14 protein-coding genes and 2 pseudogenes are annotated in these 25,067 nt (G+C 41.4%); 11 read left to right on the plus strand and 5 right to left on the minus strand.

The genetic code is table 11. The features are described 5' to 3' along the window. Positions 1–318: 318 nt before the first annotated feature. The 4 genes from O9324_RS20925 to O9324_RS20940 form a co-directional block, all read right to left on the minus strand. Positions 319–903: a Uma2 family endonuclease gene (locus O9324_RS20925; RefSeq protein ID WP_002772096.1), complete on the minus strand. Its 585-nt coding sequence runs from the start codon at positions 901–903 to the stop codon at positions 319–321. Between the two features lie 259 nt (positions 904–1,162). Further along, positions 1,163–2,518: a glucose-6-phosphate dehydrogenase assembly protein OpcA gene (opcA, locus tag O9324_RS20930; protein ID WP_288141209.1), complete on the minus strand. Its 1,356-nt coding sequence runs from the start codon at positions 2,516–2,518 to the stop codon at positions 1,163–1,165. A gap of 317 nt (positions 2,519–2,835) precedes the next feature. Continuing rightward, on the minus strand, positions 2,836–4,365 hold the full coding sequence (zwf, locus tag O9324_RS20935; protein ID WP_004161355.1) for a glucose-6-phosphate dehydrogenase: 1,530 nt from the start codon (positions 4,363–4,365) through the stop codon (positions 2,836–2,838). Positions 4,366–4,824: 459 nt separating this feature from the next. Next, positions 4,825–6,015 (minus strand): DUF3747 domain-containing protein, encoded by a 1,191-nt coding sequence (locus O9324_RS20940; protein ID WP_002772086.1) that lies wholly within the window; start codon positions 6,013–6,015, stop codon positions 4,825–4,827. A gap of 456 nt (positions 6,016–6,471) precedes the next feature. Here O9324_RS20940 and O9324_RS20945 point away from each other — a divergent pair, with 456 nt between their 5' ends. Further along, a complete protein-coding gene (locus O9324_RS20945; protein ID WP_288141210.1) occupies positions 6,472–12,609 on the plus strand; it encodes a translocation/assembly module TamB domain-containing protein in 6,138 nt (2,045 codons plus the stop codon). 82 nt (positions 12,610–12,691) lie between these two features. Then, entirely contained in the window at positions 12,692–13,183 is a 492-nt protein-coding gene (locus O9324_RS20950; RefSeq protein ID WP_002757157.1) for a GNAT family N-acetyltransferase, read from the plus strand. On the opposite strand, the gene O9324_RS20955 is transcribed toward O9324_RS20950, so the two are convergent. Next, entirely contained in the window at positions 13,180–16,200 is a 3,021-nt protein-coding gene (locus tag O9324_RS20955; RefSeq protein WP_288141211.1) for a plasmid replication protein, CyRepA1 family, read from the minus strand. The genes O9324_RS20950 and O9324_RS20955 overlap by 4 nt on opposite strands. Before the next feature lie 484 nt (positions 16,201–16,684). Here O9324_RS20955 and O9324_RS20960 point away from each other — a divergent pair, with 484 nt between their 5' ends. The 9 genes and pseudogenes from O9324_RS20960 to O9324_RS27580 all read left to right on the plus strand — a co-directional run bounded on the left by O9324_RS20960 (position 16,685) and on the right by O9324_RS27580 (position 24,935). Further along, positions 16,685–20,044 (plus strand): ribonucleotide reductase barrel domain-containing protein, encoded by a 3,360-nt coding sequence (locus O9324_RS20960; protein ID WP_288141212.1) that lies wholly within the window; start codon positions 16,685–16,687, stop codon positions 20,042–20,044. Positions 20,045–20,081: 37 nt separating this feature from the next. Then, entirely contained in the window at positions 20,082–20,558 is a 477-nt protein-coding gene (locus O9324_RS20965) for a DUF29 domain-containing protein (RefSeq protein ID WP_002786751.1), read from the plus strand. A gap of 3 nt (positions 20,559–20,561) precedes the next feature. Further along, positions 20,562–21,014 (plus strand): DUF29 domain-containing protein, encoded by a 453-nt coding sequence (locus O9324_RS20970; RefSeq protein ID WP_288141213.1) that lies wholly within the window; start codon positions 20,562–20,564, stop codon positions 21,012–21,014. An 11-nt stretch (positions 21,015–21,025) separates the two neighbouring features. Beyond that, positions 21,026–21,478 (plus strand): DUF29 domain-containing protein, encoded by a 453-nt coding sequence (locus O9324_RS20975; RefSeq protein ID WP_002772070.1) that lies wholly within the window; start codon positions 21,026–21,028, stop codon positions 21,476–21,478. Positions 21,479–21,489: 11 nt separating this feature from the next. Further along, positions 21,490–21,936 (plus strand): DUF29 domain-containing protein, encoded by a 447-nt coding sequence (locus O9324_RS20980; protein WP_287629009.1) that lies wholly within the window; start codon positions 21,490–21,492, stop codon positions 21,934–21,936. Between the two features lie 53 nt (positions 21,937–21,989). Continuing rightward, positions 21,990–22,589, plus strand: a pseudogene (locus O9324_RS20985) (ribonucleotide-diphosphate reductase subunit beta); the annotation flags it as partial. Between the two features lie 271 nt (positions 22,590–22,860). Then, positions 22,861–23,375 (plus strand): annotated as a pseudogene (locus O9324_RS20990) (ribonucleotide-diphosphate reductase subunit beta); the annotation flags it as partial. Positions 23,376–23,933: 558 nt separating this feature from the next. Further along, entirely contained in the window at positions 23,934–24,500 is a 567-nt protein-coding gene (locus tag O9324_RS27575) for a P-type ATPase actuator domain-containing protein (RefSeq protein WP_502846594.1), read from the plus strand. A gap of 9 nt (positions 24,501–24,509) precedes the next feature. Beyond that, on the plus strand, positions 24,510–24,935 hold the full coding sequence (locus O9324_RS27580; protein WP_502846595.1) for a hypothetical protein: 426 nt from the start codon (positions 24,510–24,512) through the stop codon (positions 24,933–24,935). The last annotated feature ends 132 nt before the right edge of the window (positions 24,936–25,067 follow it).

The following is a 25,067-nucleotide window of genomic DNA, read 5'->3' on the forward strand; positions in this document are numbered from 1 at the left end:
GAACCCTTATATAGAAAGGCATTTAGCGATTTTTGTCAATTGTTTTTGCTCTAGAGCGAACTAATCAATTAAGTCTCTTGCCAGATAAGGATTTAGTCGATTTATGCCCCCCTATCGAACCATACCAAGTAACGAAGAACCGACTTTTTCAGCAAACCCTAAATAAGCTAAGACGTATTTAAACCGCTTATTCTTAGATTAGCCGAATCTCCCCCCCCCTTGCCCCTCCAACCCCCCCGATGTCGGGGGGGCAGGGGGGGTTTGCCTTTTGCCTCGTCTCAACAAGCAATTTAAATTACGAACAGCTTAGTTGCGTCATTAGGATACTTCAATCGCGGTAAAATCCACTCGCTGATATAAATCTGTCAGGGATATTTGAAAATCTAGAGAAAACAAAGTTAAAATCGCTTCTTGATCGTGATAATCCCGAAATGCCCAATGATCGCCTCTTTTATGAAATTGTTCTATATAATAACCATATTGATCGATTAAAATATATTCTTCAAAACTATTAAGAGAACGGTAAAATTTAAACTTATCACCCCGATTATAGTCTTGAGTAGATTTTGATAAAACTTCGATAATCACCTGTGGATTGGTAATCGTATCGGTGCGTCCTCTTTCAAGAATTGGTTCTCCCTTAACGATCATAATATCGGGATAGGTGTACACATTATAGGCGGGTATTGCCAAGCGTAGATCGGTGATAAATATATCATAGGCTTGATTCTGGATAGTTAAGGGAAATCTTCTGTAAAAATTTCCCGCAATGCGATTATGGTTAGGAGTTCCCCCAGTCATAATAATAATTTCTCCATCTCGATACTCGTGTCTGTCGGTGGCAGTTTCCTCTAGTTGAAAGTATTCTGCGACTGTGTAGCGTTTCTCAGTGGTTGCGACCATATTGCCCCCTTGAAAGCAAAGCTCTGTTTTTATAATAACCTGTTTTCTGAAAAGGTAAGTAGCTGGTTATAATTAAATTAAAAATGGATTTTAGGTTCGATCCCCCCTGCCTCCCTTGATAAGGGGGGTGTCTGATAATTTTTAACGCCTACCTACTTACAATTATCGGTTTTAATCAGGTGCTGACTGCTGTATAAATATCGAGAGACCTGGTTAACCAAGTCTCTTCAAAGTGGGTGGGATTATTGTTGCTAATTTGCTAATCAGGTTGGGATAATTTGAGGATAGCGCCGGTGACTTTCATGCTTTCTTGATAAAGCACATCTTGGCCCCAACGCTGTAACTGTTTACCTAGAAGAGTTTCTGTTTTTTGGTCTTCCAGATGGGACACTTGTTCAATGCGGCAAGATTGGGCCCCTCCCGAAGCTTCCATCCGCATACAGCCGGTAGTTCCCGAACAAATTACCGTACAACAATCGGCGTGAAGATTAGTAGAACTGAGTTTAATACTAATCAGATCCCCTTGTATCTCACCCCAATCGGCCACGGGAATACCGGCTAATTCCGCCTCAATTAAACGCTGGTCCTGACCGAGGAAGCTAATCCGATGAATAGCGTAATCTCCCGACTGGTGAGTATATCCCACCGGTCGCCATTGTAACCGGCTGGCCATCCAACCGAGGAACATAAAAGCTTGGCAAGGATTGCCCTTTTCGTAATCAATAGTGATGCGATCGACTTCCAGAATAGCATCCCGGCGCTCCGGTGGATCAAAAGCCTCGGCGGTTAGTTCTTGCCAAGGAGCGAGACGACTCCAGTTTAGGTCAGCTAATGGTACATCTGTTGCTAGTAAATCCTCCACCTGCAGCAGTTCCGTTTCCGGTTCCCGAAAAGTGCTGGAATCGACGATAATCGTATCACATTGACTGGCCAGACGTTTAAATAGTCCATATTCGCCATCGGGACTGGCTTTCCACCAGAGAAATTTGGGCAAACTGGGAATAGTTAACTCGGAAATAATGCCGCCAATTCGTTCCAAAGCTTCCGCTGTACCGCTTAAAGTAACGTATTCACAGCAAACTAAAGTGTTCTGACTACGTTTGTTAACGGGACAATAGGCAGAAACGGAGGCTTTCACCCCTTCATCGGCCTCGGCGGTGGGACAGAGGGTAATAATGCGACAGGGATTGGAAGCGGCGATCGCATCTGCCACCCCAATCGCATCCAAATCGGCGGCGTACTGACGATGATTAGCCGCGTCCTCGGCGTTTTTTTCTGCTTCCCAGGCTGCCCTTAACCGGACGACAAATTCATCGCTAGAAAGTCCAGTTACTTCTAGTCCTAGGTCCTTCTGGGCGACTTTGATGGCGGCGTGGGTCCGCGGACCGGCAATACCATCAATCGGGCCGGTGTAATAGCCGAGAAGGGTTAACAATTCCTGTACCGCATCGGGTTCATAGACAATAAAGCTAAAGGTGGTGGCCCGGGTGGCGGCCATCCCATCCTCATTATTATTATAGGATTGCCAGATATCGCGCAGTTCCTGCTCGATCACATCGATGGAAACATCTTTTGGTGCTTGCAGAGAGACAATGGGGGGGCTTTGGGTAGTCATGTCAGTTATCAGTTATCAGTTATCAGTTATCAGTTATCAGTTACCAGTTATCAGTTACCAGTTACCAGTTAAGTAGGGAGGCACAATTATTTGTAGGATGGGTTAGCGGTAGCGTAACCCATGCGGGCGTTGGGTTTCATGCTTCAACCCAACCTACGTTCATCTTATATTTAATTTCACCCACCCACTTATCAGTTATCAGTGATTCAGTTACCAGTTATCAGATGTGAGTTACCAGTTATCAGATGTGAGTTATCAGTTATCAGATGTGAGTTTTTAGTTTACTGTTTACTGCTCACTGATTACTGTTCACTGTATTAGAGTCGTCGCCAACGACGGCCATCGCGGTTAAGGAGAAATTCCGCTTCTGTGGGTTCCCAGGTACCCGCTTCGTATTGGGGTACGGAGGCAGGATCGGCGGGAGCGTCCCAAGCAGCGAGAGCGGGAGTAACGATGCGCCATGCTTCTTCTACCTCGTCAGAACGGGTAAATAGGGTTTGATCTCCCAGCATAGCGTCTAACAGTAGGCGATTATAGGCATCGGCGCTGGTGACACCGAAGGAGGAACCATAGCTAAAGTCCATTTCTACCGTGCGTGTGCGTAATTCCGACCCCGGCATTTTCGCCTCAAAACGGAGGGCAATACCTTCGTTAGGCTGAATCCGCATACTCAGTACATTTGCATTAGTTTGTTGGGCTGCCGATTGGAAGATTAATAACGGCACATGGCGGAATTGGATGGCAATCTCGGAAACTTTTTTGGGCAGACGTTTACCAGTACGCAGATAGAAGGGGACACCTTGCCAACGCCAGTTATCAACGATTAATTTCATGGCCACATAGGTGGGGGTGGTCGATTCGGGATTAACCCCCGGTTCTTGCCGATAGCCCGGAATGGGTTTTCCTTTCATCCAACCGGCTTTATACTGGCCGCGGATGGCGGATTTTTCTAGGTTATTAATATCGGCCAGGTGAGTCGCTTGTAGGACTTTGACTTTTTCGCCACGGATACTATCGGCGTTAATAGCGTTGGGTGCTTCCATCGCCGTCAAGCAGAATAACTGCATCAGGTGATTTTGCACCATATCCCGCAAAGCCCCCGATTTTTCGTAATATCCGGCCCGATCCTCCACTCCCACGGTTTCGGCCACGGTAATCTGGACGTGATCGATAAATTGACGATTCCAGAGGGGTTCAAAGATGGCGTTAGCAAATCGGAACACCAATAAGTTTTGGACGGTTTCCTTGCCCAAATAGTGGTCAATGCGATAAACTTGGTTCTCCTGACAAACCTCTTGTACGACTCGATTGAGAACTTGGGCAGAACTGAGATCTTTGCCAAAGGGTTTTTCGATCACTAACCGGTGTTTAATTGGGTCTTTCAGCATTCCGGCCGCGCCGAGGTTTTTAAGACCGGGGGGAAAGAAATTAGGAGAAACCGCTAGATAAAAGACTCGATTGCCGCGAGTTCCCCGGATTCCGTCTAATTCTTCTAGAAAGACTTTCATTTTGGCGTAACTTTCTGGGTCGTCCATGTTGCCGGGGAAATAGTACAACCCTTGGGCGAAGTCTTGCCAATATTCCTCACTACCAATCCCGTCGGAAAATTCTTCGATGCCTTGGCGCATCTGTTGGCGAAAATAATCATGACTCCACTCTCGGCGCGCTGTACCGACGATGGTTAATTCGGCCGGCAGTCGTCTTTCCCGTTTCAGTTGATAGAGAGCAGGAACCAGTTTTCTTTGGGTTAAGTCTCCTGATGCCCCAAAAATGACTAAAATTAAGGGTTCTGGGGTTCTTTCTTGTCGCAATCCCACTCGGAGAGGATTTTCGAGCAGCTTTACCATAGGATTTTGTCTAGCCGAGGTGCATTATTTCCCAGTCTAGCGGGAATACTCGACGGCATACCTAAAGTAAAAATTAACAAGTGGGTGGGTGGAATTAAATATAAGATGAACGTAGGTTGGGTTGAAGCATGAAACCCAACGCCCGCATGGGTTACGCTACCGCTAACCCATCCTACAAATAATTGTGCCTCCCTACTTAACCACAATCAGTAATCAGTGATCAGTAATCAGTAATCAGTAATCAGTGATCATATTAAATCTGGCTATTAAAGACTGATTATTTATTCCCCCTTTTGCATGAGTGCCTAGGCCTTTTTGAAGTCAAAAAGTTCTGGATCCGGGAGTGGTCGGGGGGAAAATTGGGGGACTTTTTCCATGAAAATTAGGTAATTGACCACCCAAAAATGGGTGAAACCCCACAACCTACTCCTAGGAAAAACTTTTTGCCGCAAACCCTACTTATTTTTTGGCGGTTTTAACACAATCGAGGGTACGGACGATCGCAGCAGCCGCATAGTTACGACGGGCGGGATCATTTGGTACAAAAGCACTACCCTGTTCGTTCAAGGGAGAGGCCACACCGCAAAATCCCGACATCTGGGTAATTAAATCGGCGGCCCAATGACCGGAAGTATCGGAAAAATTGACGGGGGTTTTAGTTTGGGCTAAATTAGGGGCTTGTTTTTGCTGAGTTTTCAGGTAGGTGGCGGCCTGTTTGAGAATCGCCATCAATTCGGCCCTGGTGATGGGGTCGGTGGGACGGAATTCGCCGTTAGCTTTGCCGGCAACAATACCATTGGCCCGGGCCCATTGGATTTTTTTGGCACTCCAACGCGTCGCGTCCACATCGTTAAAACTGCCGCTGCCGGGGGGAATCTCTTCTAGGTTAATTTTGGTGACAGTTCCCATCCCTTCAATAATCATCGAGACGAATTGTTCCCTGGTGACGGGATTTTCGGGGCGGAAGGTGTTATCTTCTTTAAAACCGGCCACTACACCAATAGCGATCGCTTTTTCAATCTCAGTTTTATAGATATCGCCGCTAATATCCTGAAAACTGGCCCCGGAAGTGGGGGGGGGAGTGGTTTCGTTGATGGGGGGTCTGCCGGCGGCTGCGAGAACTTCCGCTTCTTTGCCGCTAAAGTAGAAGTGGCCTAAACTTTTGCCTTCAAAGGTACGACGGCTAAATCTCCAACCCGGTTCGAGGATAATTTTCATAAATCCTGTTTGCATTCCTCGGGTTCTTCCCACCACTAATTCCGGTCTGCGCGCATCCCGGGGAGTTCCCACTAAGTATAATTCGCCATTGCGTTCCACAATACGCAGGATGTAATCTAGCCCAAAATCCCGGCCATCGAGACGGATAGAATAACCATTACTATCGGTGGCGCGGCGACAAATGCCGGTAAAGTCAAAGTTGAGGAGCAGCGGGTCAATCATGACCGGATTTGAGCCGCTTTCGCTCCAACACTTCTGTTTTCCCGGAATTTGTTCCAATACTAGCAGGTCAAATTTATTACCTCCGTAGGGACGAGCGATCGCTATTACCTGGGTCTGCTCGATGTCCTGTTCGTCAAAGTTGACCGCGGCTGTGGCAGTTATGCCCAAGGTCATTAGGGCGGTTAGGGCGATCGATAATCTGGCTTTCATAATCTTTATCTATAAGACGATTTTTGCAGTAAAAATAGACGTGCTAGTCCCAATATTCTAAGACTGAATACTTCTGGTTGTTGTTCCAGACTGCGCCGGATTGTTGTCTGTCCGCACAAGTTTTCTCTCAATCTTCAATTTCCGAACCTATTGATCCGAGCAATATTCTGCTTGAACTGGTGGGGTGATCAATATTAATTCGGTTGACTGTTGAAGCTAGGCAGATTTTGGCGGATTGTTGAAAATTTTAGCCAGCCATTCGAGTCTTAGGCTAAGATGGGGAGAGAGGCTTTAATTGGCCGCAGCCCTTGACTTCCTCACAGGATTTAAGCCCAATAATTGCCTAAAAAATGGCAATTAATCGATTGAGGGCTATCAGTGCCGCGGTGAATTATCATAGTTCAATAGCTCTGGTGAGCCGTTGCCCTTTCTTTGGTGTGTGTGAGGTAAACAATTATGAGTAACTCCCCTGGCGATCCTTCTCCTCGTCCTAATCTTTTTCTGAGTATCGGTCGATTTTTACGCCGGCCTTCTACTTTAATTGTCGGGGGAATTACTCTCCTAGGAATTACCTCCCTTGGCTATTTTACGACTCGTTATTTAGTTTATGAACGTCTCCCCCCAATTTTAGATAATATCTTCAGTGAAATGCTGCACAGACCCGTCAGGGTAGGTAAGATAGAGGGTTTTTATTTTAATCGCATTCGTATCGGTAAATCGCAAATTCCAGCTACGGCCAATTCTGCCGATAGTTTATCCATTGATGCGATCGAATTGGGATTAAATCCGCTGCCCTTACTTTTAGGTCTGCCGCTGCCGGTTGATGTCAAGTTAATTAATCCCAGTATTTATCTCGATCAGGATAAAAATGGTCAATGGCTCGATAATTTAGAAAAAATATCTAGTAACTTTGAGCGGGAGGCACCTATTAAGTTAAATCTGGGTGTTCAGGTGGAGAAGGCAGCTCTCACTATCCAACCCTATGCCCTGAAAAAACCGATAGAAATTAAGGCCGATGGTCAGGGAAGATTCATCGATAATCAAAGGCAGCCTCTCACCTACGATCTTAGCGCAGAAATCCTCAAAAGTCAAGTAAAAATTCAAGGAGAAACGGCGTTAAAAACGGGGGAAAGTCAAACTAATCTTCAGATTGATCGTTTGAATTTAAGTGAACTATTAACTTTAATTCCTAATCGCAATTTCCAATTAAATCAAGGACAAGTAAATGCTAATATTGCTCTCAATATTCCCAGTTGGGCTAAGCTAAATAAAACCGAAGGAAATGGTAATTTTCAGGTGACGGATGTAGCGGGAAAATTCCAACCTTTTCAGTATCCAATTAAGCTAAATACTAAGTTAAATTTACAGGGAGATAAAGTATTAGTTGAACAAGCGATCGCAAGTATTGGCAAGATTAAAACTGAGGTGAGAGGAGAGGTAAATTGGCAAACCGGTTATCATCTCAAGGTCGCTCTAGAATCAGTGGATTTACAACAACTTTTAAGAATTATTTATCTGCAATCACCTCTAGATTTACGGGGAGAAGCACGCTCTACTTTTCAAGTGACGGGAAAACTAGATCAACCTCTAATTACAGGAACCGTTAGCAACAGCAAACCGATTATTTTTGAGCAAATTCCTATTCAATCAATAACCAGTAATTTTCAAACAAATCTCAATCGTCTTAATTTAGACAAAATTCAAATTAAACCCCTCGCAGGTGGAGAAATTAAAGGGGAAGGAAAATTACAGTTAAATATTCTGCAATCCCTGCAAAACAATCAACCTCTTGACGGTACAAAAATGCCGATTAATTTGAATTTACAAGCCAATTTTCCCACGAGAAAAATTTTATCTCAATTGGCAACAATTCCCGCTCAAATTAATATAAGCGATCTGCAAGCTAAGATTAAAGCTAGAGGGAGTTTAGGACTGCCACAATTATTAATTAATTGGCAAATACCCAGGGTTAATCAGTCAGGATTAATCAATGTTGCTGGGGAGGGCAAAGTATTTTTAGGGGGCAACAAAATCAATTTAACCGATACGGTCATTAAAACAAATGGCGGCAAACTACAGGTTAATGCTAATAGTGATTTTACTAGCAAATTAGTCCAGGCAAAAATCACGGGTAATAACTTTTTATTGACTCCTTTTGTGCCTATCGTTTGTCAATATTTGGATAGTATTTGCCCCTACCTAAAAACCTTAGAACCCTTAAATTTAGAGACAGCTAATATTCAAGTTAGTGGCAAAATTGACCAAATCAATGTTAATACCTTAAACGGAATTGCTAACTTAGGAATTAGCAGTAAACAAGGCACAATTTTAGTCAATAGTCAAGTATCGCAAGGAAATTTTCAGGCTAAAGCTGTCTTAGCGGGATTGCCGATTAATTCCCTATTGCCTAACTTACCAACTCAGGTTAAATTACTGCGATCGCAAGTTAATTTACAAGGTTATTTAGGGGAATTGCTGAAGAATAAAAATAATATTTTCAGCAGTTGGCAAGGTCAAGGAAATCTGGATTTATTAGTAGATAATAATCCTTTAATTGCCACAGCCAAACTAAACCAAGGTTTCCTGACAGGAACAGTTAATACCAGTGGAATTAGTCTCAATAATTTTACAGAAAATTTAACAGTTCCCGTTAGTTTAGGCAGGGCAAAAATTAACTTTGCTGGTAGAATAAATTCTCTGATTAGTGGTAGTTTAACGGATTTAAAAACTTGGCGCGGAGAGGGAGATATACAGTTATTTGTCAATAATCAATCCCTGAGAACGACAACCCAACTGGAAGAAGGTATTTTAAGCGGTATAGTTAATACGGCTGGCATTAACTTAAATCCGTTTTTACCCAATATAAATATTCCTGTTAGTCTAGGAAAAACCCAAGTCAATTTCACGGGTGCAATCAATAATTTACTAGCGGGAAAAATCCCTAATTTGTCCAGCGTCAATGCTAGGGTAAATACTCGCTTATTAGTAGATAAGAATCCTATTAATACTGATATTCAGTTAAACAAAGGTATTTTTAATATTCTGGGTAGCTTAGAGCGTTTTCAGACTAATGTTCCCCTAGCGTTGAATATTGACCAAACCAGTTTTCAAGCAACAGGAAATGCCCAAACTATTTTCGACTCTCTGCTAGAAAAACGACTCAACTTAGGCAGTGTCAAAGCAGTTTTTAACTCTCGTATTCATGTAGCCAAAGGAGAGATTAAAGCTAAGGCACGACTGAATAATAACTTCTGGCAAAGTGATATTATTGCCGCTAATCTTGATCCCGCTGCCCTACTGGGGCAATTGGGGGGAGTAAAATCAATCTCGATTCCTAACCTAGATTTTAGTGCCAATTTAGCGGGAAATATTCAAGAAATTTGGCAGGGAGTAACAGCAATTCAGGTCAATAATCTTTCGGCACAGTGGGGAGAAAATAGCTTTGATGTGCGAGGAAATATTCTTTTAGCTAATCTTACCAGTCAACCCGATATCGCTGAGGTTAACTTAAATCTACAGGCAAAAACCGACCTTGCTGCTGTACCGCTAACTCAGATTATATCGCTTTTACCAATTGATTCTAACCTAAAACCCAAAGAATCGACACTAACAGGGATAGGAGAATTTCAAGGACAAATCACGGGGAAAAATCTCTTAACTGCTTGGCAAAAAGTGGGAAATATACAAATCAAAGGGGATATCAATTTAGCTAACTTTAGCATTAATGAGCGACTCTTTGAACCTATCTTAAAAGGAACAATTCAAGCGGGAATCGGTCAAAATATTAGTTTAAATCTGCGGGGAAATCAGGACATTATTGACCTAACTTTCGATCCTTGTCAACAAAATAATTGTCTGCTGCCCTATCTTCCCTTAGGGATAAATATTCGCCAAGCTTTTGGAAATAAGACTCCTTTTCTAGCAACAGCTATACGAAGCGGAGAAAATTTAAATGTTCAGATTGCCAATTTTCCCCTAGAAATCCTGAAAATATCTCCCACGGCAGCCTACAATATTCCGGGGATTATTGCTGGACAATTGAGTGCTAATCTAGACATCAATTTATTTAACTTACAGGGTGAGGGACAACTAGAGATTAATCAACCTAGTTTAGGTAACTTAATTGGGGAAAAATTAACGGCAAATTTGGTTTATCGGGATTCTATAGTTCAACTGCAAGCGGGGAATTTACAAGCGGGTGCAAGTCAATATAATCTGCAAGGTTTATTTAATTGGCAAACCCAAGCAATAGAAGCTAAACTCAGGGTAGATCAAGGTTATATTCAAGATTTATTATCAGTTGCTAGTATCTATGATTTAACCAGTTTAATCAACTTTTTCTCCTCAGAGAATGACCCAGCTATTCAACTTAGTCCTCTAGGAGTAGGTAATCCCGAAGCTTCCCTAGCACAACAGGTAAATTTGCGGGCAAAAATTGAAGAAATAATCCAGCAATTAGCAGGGGAAAGAGGGGTAGTCGGGATACCTTCCGAACTAGATTTTCGCGGCCGTTATCAAGCAAATATAGCCTTAACCGGGACTTTAAAAAATCCCGATCTTAGCGTACAATTTCAGGGCAATCGATGGGAATGGCGACCCCAAAGACCGACAGTAAATATTGTTAATCCTCTGGGAATTGTCACCACCGATACCCAATTAATTCCGATTGATGAAGTAACAATTAATCTTAACTTAAATCGTCAGTTGCTCAGGATAGAACCGATTAGATTAAAATCACGAGATTCTTCCGTATTTTTAGCGGGTGATTTTTCCCTAAAAAAAGTAGAGGGAAGTTTTGCCGTGGAAAATCTTTCTCTCGATCTCTTGAGAAATTTTGTGCAGTTTCCCTTAGATTTGTCCGGTAGTCTAAAAACTCAAGGACAAATTACAGGAACTTTATTAAATCCTCGTATTCAGGGTAACTTTGCCTTTATTGATGGTGCAATTAATGCCCAAAATATTAATCAGGATATAATTGGTCTATTTACCTATAACCAGTATCGTTTTGATTTCCGGACAACCTCCTCCGAATCAATCCAACTCTATGCCAGCATTCCCTATCCTCCCTTACCGGGTAATGATCAATTAAAAATCCAAGCAAAATTGGGAACCGATGCAATCAAATTGATTGAAGCTATCAGTCAAAACGCCATCGAATGGGTTAATGGTGAGGGGGAGGTAGTTCTTTCAGCGACGGGAAGATTAGATATAAAAGAAGGCTTAAAAATCAAAGATTTAGAAGCAAATGGTATAGTTACTCTCGATAATGCCGCTATCCGCAGTGTTGCTTTTCCAGAGATTTTAACCGTAAATGGCCGCATTGGGTTAACCCCTGAAAACTTAACAGTACAGGAATTACAAGGCTCGATCGCTGACAGACAAATTTCTGTGGTGGGAGTTTTACCTTTCTTTCAAGCCATCAAAAATAATCCTAATCCCTTAACAGTTAATATTCAAGAGGGAGATATAGCAATTAATGGCCTTTATCGGGGATTAATTGCTGGGAATGCCATGGTAACGGGAACAATTCAGCAACCAATTATCGGGGGGAATGTGCGTCTTTCTAGGGGTAAAGTTTTTCTTCCTCGCACCCCAGAAATTAATCAAGAAACGGATAAACCGGTGAGTCGCTGGCTGCAGCCTCTCAACATTCCTCAGACGACAAATATCACTCCAGTTTTAAATAATTTCCAAGTGTCTTTAGCGGGATTATCCATCGAACAAGAACCTTTGTATCAATTTGATTTTAGTGGTGCTTTAACCTTGAACGGTCCGCTCACTCCACTGGAGAAATTACAAACCAATGGAGTGATTAATCTCGATCGAGGACGGGTTAGCTACATCGATACTCGTTTTCTTCTTAACCGACGCAATCAAAATGTTATTGTTTTCGATTCTAGTCGCGGGTTGGGACTTTTTAATCCCTTTGTTAATATTCAACTGCGAACAATTCTCAGCGAATTTTCTCAATCTCGCGATTTTGCTATCTCCCGTCCAGGGGGAGATTTTCCTAGTAATGAAATTCCCGATGATAGCCTAAATCGCATTCAAAGGATCGATGTCACCCTCAGCGTTGAAGGGGAATTAAACCGCTTGCTACCAAATTTAGGCCGTAATATTAATGAAGTGTGCCAAATTCGTCCCGATAGTCCACCTTTTCCCCTAGAGGAAAACTATACAAATGCAGAATTACAAAAAGCTGCTAATTGTTTACAAGCAGTGGCTTTTGCTAGAGGTGAAGATGAGGGATTGCTTAATACTCCCCTAGTTAAATTAACCAGCACTCCCCCCCGCAGCCAAGGGGAAATCGTTCGACTTTTGGGGGAACAATTGCTGTCGGTTTTTAATGGTTTACAGGGGAAAAATACGGAACAATTAATTCAATTTGGAGTGGTTCAGTTGGCAATTCCCCTCTTAGCCCAGGGAGTCGTGTATGATGTGGAAAATGCGGTTAGTAATGCGATCAGAGCAACGGATTTTAATATTCTTCCCAATTTGGAAACCGTCTATCGAGTTAATTCCCAGTCTTTTATCCGCTTCTCCTACGATTACAATTTGAATGAGTTTACCGTCCGCTATCAAACCCAATTTTAAAGTAAGATTGAGAGATATAGCATAATTCAGAAGTTAGGAGACAAGGGAAAATTAGGTTATACTTCATCTTACTTGATATTCTATGATTATTCGCGAGGCTAAAGAAACAGATTTACCAACAATTATCGAGATTTATAATGCTGCTGTTCCCACTCGCAAGGCAACCGCAGATTTAAAGCCTATTTCCCTCGAAAGTCGGCGAGAATGGTTTGAAAAGCACGATCCTGAACAGTATCCCATCTGGGTAATAGCGATCGAAGGTCGGGTGGTGGGTTGGCTGAGTTTACAGATGTTTTATGGTCGTGTCGCTTACCAAAAAACGGCAGAGGTTAGTTTATATATTGCCCCCGATTATCAAGGTCGTGGAATCGGTAAATTATTAGTAGAATATGCCTTGGAGCGCTGTCCCCAATTGGGTATATCTAATCTTATCTGTATTATTTTTGCCCACAATCAAGCCAGTATTTGTCTCTTTGAAAAATTCGGCTTTCAACGATGGGGTTATTTACCCCAAATTGCCGCTCTAGACGATTTTCTGGCTGATGTAGTCATTTTAGGGAAAAAAGTCGCTTAAATAGGCAATTTCTCCATAGCTAGACTAAATTCTAGACTTAATTGAATATAAGCATTTTCTGATTCGCCTAGAGATGGTTTCTGGGTGAGAGAAAAGAGATAGTCCTCATACCAAATCTCAGAACTTCCCGCACATTTTTCATCTCTAAATAACCATTGTTGAAACACTTGTTCTCTACCATCCTGAGGGGCAACAATCTGATAAACTTTTAGCGATTTTTTAGCAATTCTCTGGCTGCCCTTGCTGATTAATTCATAACCTAACAAGTTCAAACAATTACGAATAATCGTCAGAGGACGGGAAGTATTAGAGAGATTAATCTTGGTGATAGTTTTAATCTCGTTGCGGTTTTTAATGGCGATTTCAGCCATTTTTTGTAAGTCGGCATCATGATTAGTTAATTCTCTTTCAGGATTAGCTAATAATACGGGAATTCCTAACACTTCTAACGTCCCGATAATCACTCCTAATTGACTACCATTAAAATCAGGAATAAATAAACTTCCCTGACCTGATTCTATCAGTTTACGCGCAATTAAAGCATCTCGATCGCACAAAAATTGTCGCCCAATTGTCAAAAAGTAATGTAGGCGTAGTTCTTGATACCATCCCTGATCATCTTTAATCACTAATTGCGGTGTGACGGGGATTCCATAGCGTTTGTATAGGTCATATTTCCTGATAATTCTCCTTTCTTTCACTGACTTAATTAACTGTTTTTTTAGCCAACGATATTCTGATTCCGTGATCTCGTCTGCGCTGGCAATTTCCTCGCATTCAGAACGATAATTATGTTCCCTAATTTCCTCAATTGCTTCCGTTAACTGATTATTGATTTCTAGTTCTTCTTCCTGATTCCGTTCTTTAATTCTATGACCTTCTGCTTGTAAAATTCCTAGAATTGACTGACGATAATTAAGCATATAAGCATTTACTCGCACAGCCATTTTAGCCCAACAGAGGAGAGATTCCGCTTGAAAACTTGTATCTAAATCCTCCAGAGATTCTAAATCTGATTGGTGTAGTAAGCGAATATTAACCTCCGTTAATCGGTGTCCAGAGGTGAGAAGTTTGGGAATAGAAGTGGAACCATTGCCCACCTGATTAAATCCGTAGGCTGCTGACCAAATATAACGAGGAATATTCTCCCTAATTCTCCCTAAAAATTGAGCGATAGAAGTGGGAGTCTGAATCCCCTGTGCTAAACACCAAACCGAGGTAAAGTGTTGCTGAATATCAATACTAATTCCCGTTTCGATCGCAGGACTAGCTAGAACTATATCATAGTTAAGCAACAACTGATTTAAATTGCCAATCGCTTCATAGGCATCGTGACTAGAATCTTGCAATGACTCTGAGTCTATCCGCAGAATTTTCTTCTGGGGAAATTGCTTTCTTAGATAAGATTCTAGGGTAATTGTCCCCCATTTACTGGTTAACTTTTGTGCTGACAGACAAACAAAAGGTTTTCCTCCCTCTTTAATGTGTTTGACTAAATCCTTAACTAGCTGTTGGGGAGTATTATCAGAGTAGTTATAAACTGGCCAAGCTTCTTGATAACTAGGTTTCCACTCGTTACTAATCAAGAAAGTTTCTAGTTCAATCGCCGCTAGAGAAGTTAAATAATCTAGGGAAATATCACTTAAATCAGCATCGGCAACTAGGACTTTACCCCCACTGCTGACCACAGTTTGCAGCAGGGACTTTAGGGATTTTAAAATTGCCACACGATTAGTCTTACAAGTATCCCCATTTAACCCATGCCATAGAACCTGTTCGATCTCATCGATAATAATCATAGCTCCTTGCCAATCTTCCGCTTGAAATTTAGCTTGTGATTGGGGATGGAGAGAGTCAATACATAAACCATAACCGTAAATTTGTGCCGCAGGATTATCCCTAATTTTGCTGATATAGTTTAAACCAAAGCGTTGACATAACTCCTCCACCAGTTTCACCCGATGACCGATAACTAAAACTTTTTGTTGATTGGCAATAGCCTGTTTAACTATCTTGGCTAAAAACTCAGTTTTCCCCGTACCTTTAGCCGATTTAATCGCCATTAACTGCGCTGATGTAGGGATGGCAATATCTGGCAAGTAACGGCTATTTAACTCTAGATGAGGTGGGAGAGTTAAACTATTTAAACTCGCTGCCTTCCAAATTTCCCAAGAGGTAGCTTTTTGATAGACTTGTTGGAAGTAATCTTCCCCTCGATTGATTAGTAAATCATCCACCCCTTTACCATCAGCAGCATCCCAAGTAACCACCTTTACCTCACAGTTAGCCTGACTGAATAGATAACCCATTCTCTGTAAAGCTAAATTAACCGCTTGTTGGTTCTTTGGTTTAGTTTCTTGATCAAAAACTAGATAAATCTTTCGTCTGGAATTAGCTAATTTTTCTAGCTGCGGAATTAGATGAGATTTGCCGATTCTCCTACCTAGTTCGTCCTTGGGAGTACGATAACCATTGTGAATCCCCGGTAAGGCAATTGTCACATAACCTGCTGTTAGTAATGCTCCCGCTTTTTTCGCTCCTTCCGTAAGACAAATAGGTATCTCTGGATGTTTGATTACCCAAGACCAAAAACCGAGATCCTCTTGCTTATTATCCACTTCTTCAGTTAAAATATTAATACTGATACGCTGGGCTATCCTTTGCCAAATTTTCAGGGGAACCCGCAAAGCAAAGACTCCCGTAGGGGTTTGGGGGGGATGTTCGTACTTAATCGGTTTAGCCTTATCGAAGCTTAAACGGGGAAAATCGGGCTTAAAACAGCCCCAAAGGTCATAATTACCCGTTAGTAAGTCAATTCCTGAACACCACCAACCGCCTTGACTGGTATGTTCATAACGCTTGAGAATACTATCCCTAACCCTGCCATCATTGCGTCGCGGTAATTCTTGGGAGTAGAGTAGGTATTCACTGGGAGATAACCCCGCTAAACTGGTGACATTGAGATGGATTAACTCCGCGTCCACCCCGCTACCACGCCATTCTTCTAAATATTTCATCCTTGTCCTCTACTGGCTAGACGCTATATATAGCGTTTTTGTCCTATTATTCTAGCGGTAAGCCACTAAATAGCGAAAAGAGAAATTTTACTCTCTCAGAGGTTCTCGGAGGAAATTTGACTTTTAATCCACTCTTGTCTTAGATTATCGAAAAGTTAAGAACAAATAAAGTCTGACCACAACCTCCTCAGCAGTCAAGCAGAATCGGAGCAAAAGTATTTGGTCAATCTGTTTTTGCTATCAAAGAAAAAGCTTTTTGTCAAGCATACAAAAGAACTACCTTGAGAGAGAATCGAGAATTTTTTCCAGAAAATGTCAGCCAAAACACTGTTTTTAGGGAACAAAATAATCCTGGCTATACCATATATAGAGTGATAGGATTATTTAACACGCTAGATGTTGTGTTTTCCCAGAAAATCTGATAGAATACCCTAGTACAAATAGATTAATTTGTCAAGTTTTTTAACGCCGCAATTTCCCAATTATGCAATCGAAGCCCTTGACTACTACCGTCTCCATTCACAAAAATAACGAAGTAATACCCTTTCGTTCTACCCCTTTAGCTAATATGGGCAGCCATGGAATTAGAGTGATTCGGCGCGATGGTTCCACCACAAGCTTAAATATCGGCAAAATTCGTGACGTGGTAGAGTGGGCTTGTGAAGGCAAAAAAGTCAATTCAATCGCCTTAGAAGCGGGTTTAACCACGCGCCTGCGGGATGGGATTACCACCAGGGAAATACAGGATAATTTAATTAATTGCGCCCTAGAAATGTGTAGTCCAGAGGAACCGGATTGGCGCTATGTGGCGGGAAGATTGCATATTTGGAGTCTGTGGAAAGATACCTTAGTAGTCCGGGGTTATCAGTACGGAAATTACGAGAAAACTGTCAAAACTCAAGTTAAAAATCGGCTGTACGACGAAAGGATTCTCATCTATTCCGAAGCAGAATTAAAAGAAGCTGGTTCTTGGATTAATCCCGATTGGGACATCGATTATGATTACGCCGGGGCATTGTTAATCACTAGCCGTTATTTACTCAAAAATGAGTTACCCCAAGAGGCATTATTAACCTGTTCCTTACTGCTTGCCACTGTGGAAGAACCAGCTAATAGACTCCCCTGGGCGAAGAAATTTTATCAAGGGATTGCTCAAAGAAAAATCTCTCTTGCCACCCCAATTTTAGCCAATTTACGCACTCCCAAAGGTTCCCTAACCAGTTGTTTTATCCTCTCCATTGACGACAGTTTAGAAAGCATTTTCAGCGAGATTACTAATGCTGCCCGCATCTCAAAAAATGGTGGCGGTGTCGGGGTAAATGTAAGTAGAATTCGCTCCACTGGTAGCTGGGTAATGGGGAAAGCTAATGCTTCCGGAGGGATTATTCCTTGGATTAAATTACTCAACGATACAGCTATTGCAGTAAATCAGGGAGGAAGACGCGCCGGGGCAGTAACTGTCGGTGTTGACATCTGGCATTTAGATGTGCCAGAATTTCTGGAAATGCAGACAGAAAACGGTGATCAAAGACGCAAAGCTTATGATGTTTTTCCCCAATTAGTTATCACCGATGAATTTATGCGTCGGGTGATAACTAAAGCCGAGTGGACATTAGTAGATCCCTACGAAGTTCGCAGAAAATTAGGTATAGAATTAGCGGAACTATGGGGGGAAGAATTTGAAGAGGCTTATCGTTTAGTAGAAGCTAATTTAGATCAAGAGATTCTCCTCTATAAAAAAATCAATGCCCGGGACTTATTTAAAAGTATCATGCGTTCCCAAGTGGAAACAGGAATGCCCTACATTGCCTTCAAAGATACCATCAATCGCGCTAATCCTAATAAACACGATGGCTATATCCCCGGTGTAAATTTATGCGTTGCGGGAGAAACAAAAATTCTCACCGACCGAGGACAAATAGCAATCGCTGATTTGGTGGGGGAATATGTTAATGTCTGGAATGGATTGGAGTGGTCAGAAGTATTAGTTAAAAAGACTGGAGAAAACCAGCCTTTATTAAAGGTCAATTTCTCTAACGGAGAGGCCTTAGAATGTACTTACTACCATAAGTTTTACGTTCAGAAAAACTACAAGGGAACCGTGGAAATTGTGGAGGCAAAAGACCTCAAACAAGGAGATAAATTAATTAAATATCAGCTGCCTCTCATCCAGTCAGAAAATGACCTTGACTTTCCCTACGCCTACACCGCAGGATTCTTTTCTGGAGATGGGAGTTACGGAAACAATGGAATGCCAGAAGTTGACCTATACGGAGTTAAAAAAGAGTTACTTCCCTTATTGGCTATTCGTAACAAATATCGGGGAAATGGCTCTATTGAAAAAGGTACTTTTTGGAGAAAAGAAACCGATACCCTAGGGGTATATCATGACAGTAAACAAGATCGGATCGTCTGTAAACTCCCGTTAGATATTCCCAGTAAATTTACAGTTCCTCTCAATGGTTACACAATTAAATCTCGTTTAGAATGGTTAGCTGGTTTACTTGATGCCGATGGAACAGTTGCCCGCAATGGTTCTAACGAGTCTCTCCAGATTGCTGCTGTTAACCGGCAATTTTTGCTCGATATTCGCCTAATGTTACAGACTTTAGGAGTTGATTCCAAAGTTACTTTTATGGATGACGGTGGCTATAAATTGATGCCAAATGGAAAGGGAAATTATCAAGAATATCTCTGTCAACCAAAATATCGTTTACTGATTAATTCTGTCGGACTATTTCAACTTGGTCAATTGGGACTTAAAACCCATCGCTTACAATGGACTTTAAAAGAACCCCAACGTTCGGCCACTCAGTTTATCCGCATTGAATCGGTAGAGTTAACCTGTCGTCGAGATGACACCTACTGTTTTACAGAACCCAAGCGTCATCTGGGAATGTTTAACGGCATTCTAACAGGACAATGCACCGAATCTTTTAGCAATGTCACCCCCGATAAAACTGCCCATTGCTGTAATTTAGTTAGCCTTAATTTAGCCAATATCGACAGGGAAGAAATCGAGTCTAATTGTCAAATCGCTGTCAGGATTCTCGACAATACTATCGATCTTACTAATCCTCCCTTTGATAATGCTAAAAACCACAACGATAAATATCGCACTATTGGGGTAGGGGCGATGGGATTGGCTGACTGGTTAGCTAAACGGAAATTATCCTACAATAACCTGTCAGAAATTAGTAATTTATTTGAAGAAATTGCCTATTGGTGTACCTATTCTTCGATGGAATTAGCCAAAGAACGCGGCGCTTATCAAGCTTTCTTGGGTAGCGAATGGAGTCAAGGTAAATTAATCGGAGCAAAACCAGTGGAATGGTTTTTAAATAACGCGGTGCAACCGCAAAGATGGCAACAATTAGCCGAAGATATTCAACGATTTGGCATCCGTAATTCCCATATTACCGCCATTGCTCCTAATACTTCCTCCAGTTTGGTACAGGGATGTACTGCCAGTGTTTTGCCGGTTTATAGTCGCTTTTTCTACGATAAATGGGCAAAGGGAACCGTTCCCATCGCACCACCTTTTATTGAAGAAGCTTTCTGGTTTTATCCAGAGAATAAAAATCTCGAACAGCAACAAGTGGTAAAAGCGATCGCTACTATGCAAGAATGGATTGATACGGGGATTTCTATGGAATTATTATTCAACCTCAATGAAGGGGTTTATTTCCCCGCAGAACCCAACCGTTGTCTCACTGCTAAAGATATCTTTGATACTCTCATCATGGCGTGGGAATTGGGGTGTAAAGCGATTTATTATATCCGTACCGTACAAAAGGACAATTTTCGAGAGTCTGACGATAGTTGTTCTAGTTGCGCTAATTAAGGTTAAGATAAGTCTTATTCATCAATTAATCACACCTATGGATAAGACTTTATACGAACAGGATTACTATCTCTGGTTAGAGAAAACCATATCTTTACTAGAAAATCGCCAGTTTTCTGAGTTGGATTTAGAAAATTTAATTGAAGAAATAAAAGATATGTCCAGAAGAGAACGCCAGAAGTTAGAGAGTTTACTAACTAAACTCTTGGAACATTTACTGAAATTAACTTATTGGCAATCTAAGCGCGATTACAATAAAAACAAGTGGCGACGAGAGATTTTAAATTTTCGCATTCAAATAAAAAGAATTATTAGCAACAAAAAGGATGGAAATTATAATACAAACTTAGTATCTTACCTCACCGAGATTCTTGATCAATGTTATGAGGATGCTTGCCATCTATTCGTCGAAGGTTCTGGCATCGATAAAAGACTTTTAAGTGCTACACCTATTGGAGCAATCGACCAAATTTTAGATGAAAATTGGTTTCCTGAGTTTCTCGGAGAGGATTAAGCAATGAAGAATGATTTATACGAACAGGATTACTATCTCTGGATAGAGGAAACCATATCTTTACTAGAAAATCATCAGTTTTCTGATTTGGATTTAGATAATCTCATCGAGGAGATTAGCGACATGGGCAAAAGTCAACGACAAAGCCTAAAGAGTTATTTAACTCGGTTATTAGAACATTTGCTAAAACTGGTTTACTGGCAGTCGGAATTAAAATATAATCAAAGAGGATGGAAAAATGAACTTCGTAACTTTCGCCTACAAATTAAACAAATTATTGAAGACAGTCCCAGTTTAAAGCCCTATCTATCGGAAATTTTCTTGCCCTGTTATCGAAATGCTCGTAAATTATTTTTGGATCTATCGGGAATGGCTGAAAATTTGGTCAGTTTAGCTCCAATTTGCACTATAGAACAGGCATTAAATGAGGATTGGTTTCCTGAAATATTAAAATAATGGGGATAGTTATGGAAAAGAACTTATACGAAAAAGATTACTATCTCTGGTTAGAGAAAACCATATCTTTACTAGAAAATCATCAGTTTTCTGATTTAGATTTAGAGAATTTAATTGAAGAAATTAGCAGCATGGGTAAAAGCGAGAAACGAAGTTTAGAAAGTTATTTAACTCGCTTATTAGAACATTTGCTAAAACTGGTTTACTGGCAATCGGAATTAGAATATAATCAAAGAGGATGGAAAAATGAAATCAGGAATTTCCGTCGTGCCATAAAAAGAATTATTGCCGATAGTCCTAGTTTACAGCCTTATCTGATTGAAATTTTTGATAACTCTTTTCAAGAAGCTCGTATTTCTTTTATCGAATTATCGGGAATGGCTGAAAATTTGGTCAGTTTAGCTCCAATTTGCACTATAGAACAGACGTTAAATGAGGATTGGTTTCCTGAAATATCAAAATAATGGGGATAATTATGGAAAAGAACTTATACGAAAAAGATTACTATCTCTGGTTAGATAAAACCATTAATTTACTAGAAAATCATCAGTTTTCTGATTTAGATTTAGAAAATTTAATTGACGAAATAAAATCTATGTCTATCAATCAACAGAAAGCATTAAAAAGCAATCTGACTGTGATTTTATGGCATTTACTAAAATACTTACAAGAGCCAGAAAAACAAACCAGAAGCTGGGCATTAACCCTTTTTGAGCATCGCGAAAGAATCGAAGAAGATTTAGAAAATAGCCCTAGCCTTAAGATTTTTTTAACAGAAGAAAATTTTAAAAAATGCTATAACAAGGCCAGAAAAAAAGCCGCTATTGAAACAGGGATAAACCTAGAGAAATTCCCGAAGGATTGCCCATTTACTTTGGCAGAAGCCCTAGATTTTGAATTTATTCCTAATCAAACCATTTGACTTTTTACCGAAAACCTACTATAACCTAAAAGTGCCATAATATCCAAGTAATCATGTCCTTACATTTAGTTAATTCTTGCCATTCGATGCCCATTTCCCCGATCTTCAATCCGGCGGGAGATGATGCGATCGAAAACCGTTCGATCTGGTTTGGTAACACCACCAACCTGATGCAATTAAACGATGTCCGCTACACCTGGGCGGTGGGTTTATATCAACAAATGCGGGAAAATTTCTGGATCCCGCAACGCTTAGATATCACTCAAGACGTGACTGAATACGGGCATCTTACCGACGAAGAAAGATATGCTTATGATGGTATTTTGTCCTATCTAACTTTTCTTGATTCCGTGCAAACCTGTAATATTCCCCACCTCAAAGGTAGCGTCACTGCGCCAGAAATTAGTCTTTGTATGGCGGAACAAATTTCTCAAGAAGCCATGCACAATCAAAGTTATCAATACTTAATTGAAACAATTATTCCCTCGGATCGCAGAGGTGAAGTTTATGACTTTTGGCGCACCGATAAAGTTCTCAAGGATCGCTGTCAATTTATTGCTAGTCTCTACCAGCAATACATCGACAAACAAACTACTGAAAGCTATTTTATCGCCCTTCTTGCCGATTATTTACTGGAGAGTTTGTATTTTTATAACGGGTTAAATAATGAGGTAGCCCACTAGCATCGTGAGGTGTTAGTTAAAACTCGCCAAATTGCTGGGAAGCCCTAAAGCCCTTAGGCCAAAGCGAAGTCTGAAAAGATAAGCGTAAAGGAGCGAGAGCAGAAAAAAGTTAAGGGATTTAATAAAAGCCGTAAGGCAGCTATTAAAAACAATGGGTAATCAGCAGCCAAGCCTCTATTTTAAAGGGGAAGGTTCAACGAACAGAGGGTGAGTATCTTCTTGGTAAATACGCTATAAAAGGTTCAAGAAGATAATGGTATGTTCTAGCCCCACTCTGAAAGGATGGGTAGTTGCGTCATCTTTTTCTATAATCTCGCTTCTCGACAGCTAATGTCCGGTAGTGCTGATGTTTTCAAAATGATCAACCGGGACGAATTAAGTCACGTCCGTTTGTATCAGAAACTTATTCCCGAAGCCATGGCAACTTTTCCCCATTCTGTTGAACAGATTTATGAGATGTTCGATACTGCCGTTAAACACGAATGTCGCTGGACAAATCACATTGTTGGCAACGACATTTTAGGTATTACCGAATACAGTACCGAACAGTACACCAAATACCTCGCTAATATTCGACTGAAAGCGATCGGACTTGAGCCTTTATACAGGGAAGAAAAGTATAACAAAAGTCCCTATAACCATCTGGAACGCTTCTCCGATACCAAAAAAGAAGGCCACACCAAAGCGAACTTTTTTGAAGCAACCGTTACCAGTTATGTTATGTCTTCTGGCTTAACTGGATGGGATGAAATTTAAAATTTACGGGACAAAAATGACCCAAATCATTACCATAAAGTGGCAATTTTGTCAAAAAATTGACAAAATTTAGCAGCCTTTATATAAAAGGAAGAAATTAGTGCTAATTTCTTCCTTTTTTTGCTTAGGTAATACTAAATCTGGTTATTAAAGACTGATTATTTATTCCCCCTCTTGCCCCCGACCCCCCCGAGGTCGGGGGGGGCAGGGGGGGGTTGCCTTTTGCCCTTTGCCTCTTGTATGAGTGCCTCTTGTATGAGTGCCTAAGTGGGTGGGTGGAATTAAATATAAGATGAACGTAGGTTGGGTTGAAGCATGAAACCCAACGCCCGCATAGTTTACGCTACCGCTAACCCATCCTACAAATAATTGTGCCTCCCTACTTATCTTCACTAGAAAATTTATTTGGCACGACTACTTATTGTCATCGAAATCACATTTAACCCCAATTGACCTGAGAAAATTATAAAATTAGTGTTAATTTTCCCAAGTTGCCCTAGAATAAAAGCGTTGAAAAAACCGAGCAACTGCTGTATATTGCTTAAAAATTAACCAAAGATGACCACTACTACCGATAAACCGACAAACGATCTCTCAAAAATCTCCATGCGAGATTTAATGATCCAACTGAAAACATCTCCCGACGGTCTCACCACCAGTGAAGCAAAAAATCGCCTCAATAGCGACGGTTATAACGAGATTGCCGAGAAAAAAGTCAGCCCCCTGCTCAAATTTCTTTCCTACTTTTGGAATCCCTTTTCTTGGATGATTGAAGCGGCGGTAATTTTTTCTGCGATCGTCGGTGATTGGGTGGACTTCGTGATTATCGCCATTCTACTGGTGGCTAACGGTTTGATCGGCTACTTTGAGGAAAAAACCGCCGGGGATGCGGTGGCTGCCCTGAAAGCGCAACTCGCCCTCAATGCCGATGCCAAAAGAGACGGCAAATTCGTCTCCGTCCCCGCTAGGGAATTAGTACCAGGAGACGTGATCCGGATCAAGATCGGCGATGTGCTGCCGGCCGATGCCCGACTGCTGCCGGGGGATCCCGTCAAAATCGACCAAGCTGCCCTAACGGGGGAATCCTTACCCGTGGATCGCAGTTCTAGCGAACAAGTGTACTAAGGTTCAGTGGTGAAAAAAGGTCAAGCTGAGGCCATAGTTAACGGGACCGGCAGTAATACCTTTTTCGGTCGTACCGCTAAACTGGTAGCCAGTACCGAAAACGTCAGCCATTTCCAGAAATCAGTCCTCAAAATCGGTGACTTTCTCATCGTCATTGCCCTGATTTTAATCGCTATTATCGTTGTTTACCGTCTCTATAACGGTATTGTCGATAAACAGGGCGTAGAAGTGATCCGCTTGCTGAAATTCTGCCTCGTTCTCACCATTGCTTCTGTTCCCGTCGCCTTGCCCACAGTTCTCTCCGTCAGTATGTCGGTAGGGGCAAAGGCACTAGCGGATAAAAACGCCGTGGTGACACGCTTGGCGGCGATCGAGGAACTAGCGGGCATGAATATGCTCTGTTCCGATAAAACCGGCACTCTCACCCTAGGCTGATGAAAATCGGTGAGGTAAAGCCGAAAATTTTTATGCAGTTTTCATGTCTCCGTCCGCCGACGAAAAGACAGCCTGACGTTTTGACAGCATAGATTGTCCAAAAATCTCATTTACCCATTCCGATAAATCAAG

This window comes from Microcystis sp. LE19-84.1B, from assembly GCF_027531875.1.
Lineage (GTDB): Bacteria > Cyanobacteriota > Cyanobacteriia > Cyanobacteriales > Microcystaceae > Microcystis > Microcystis panniformis.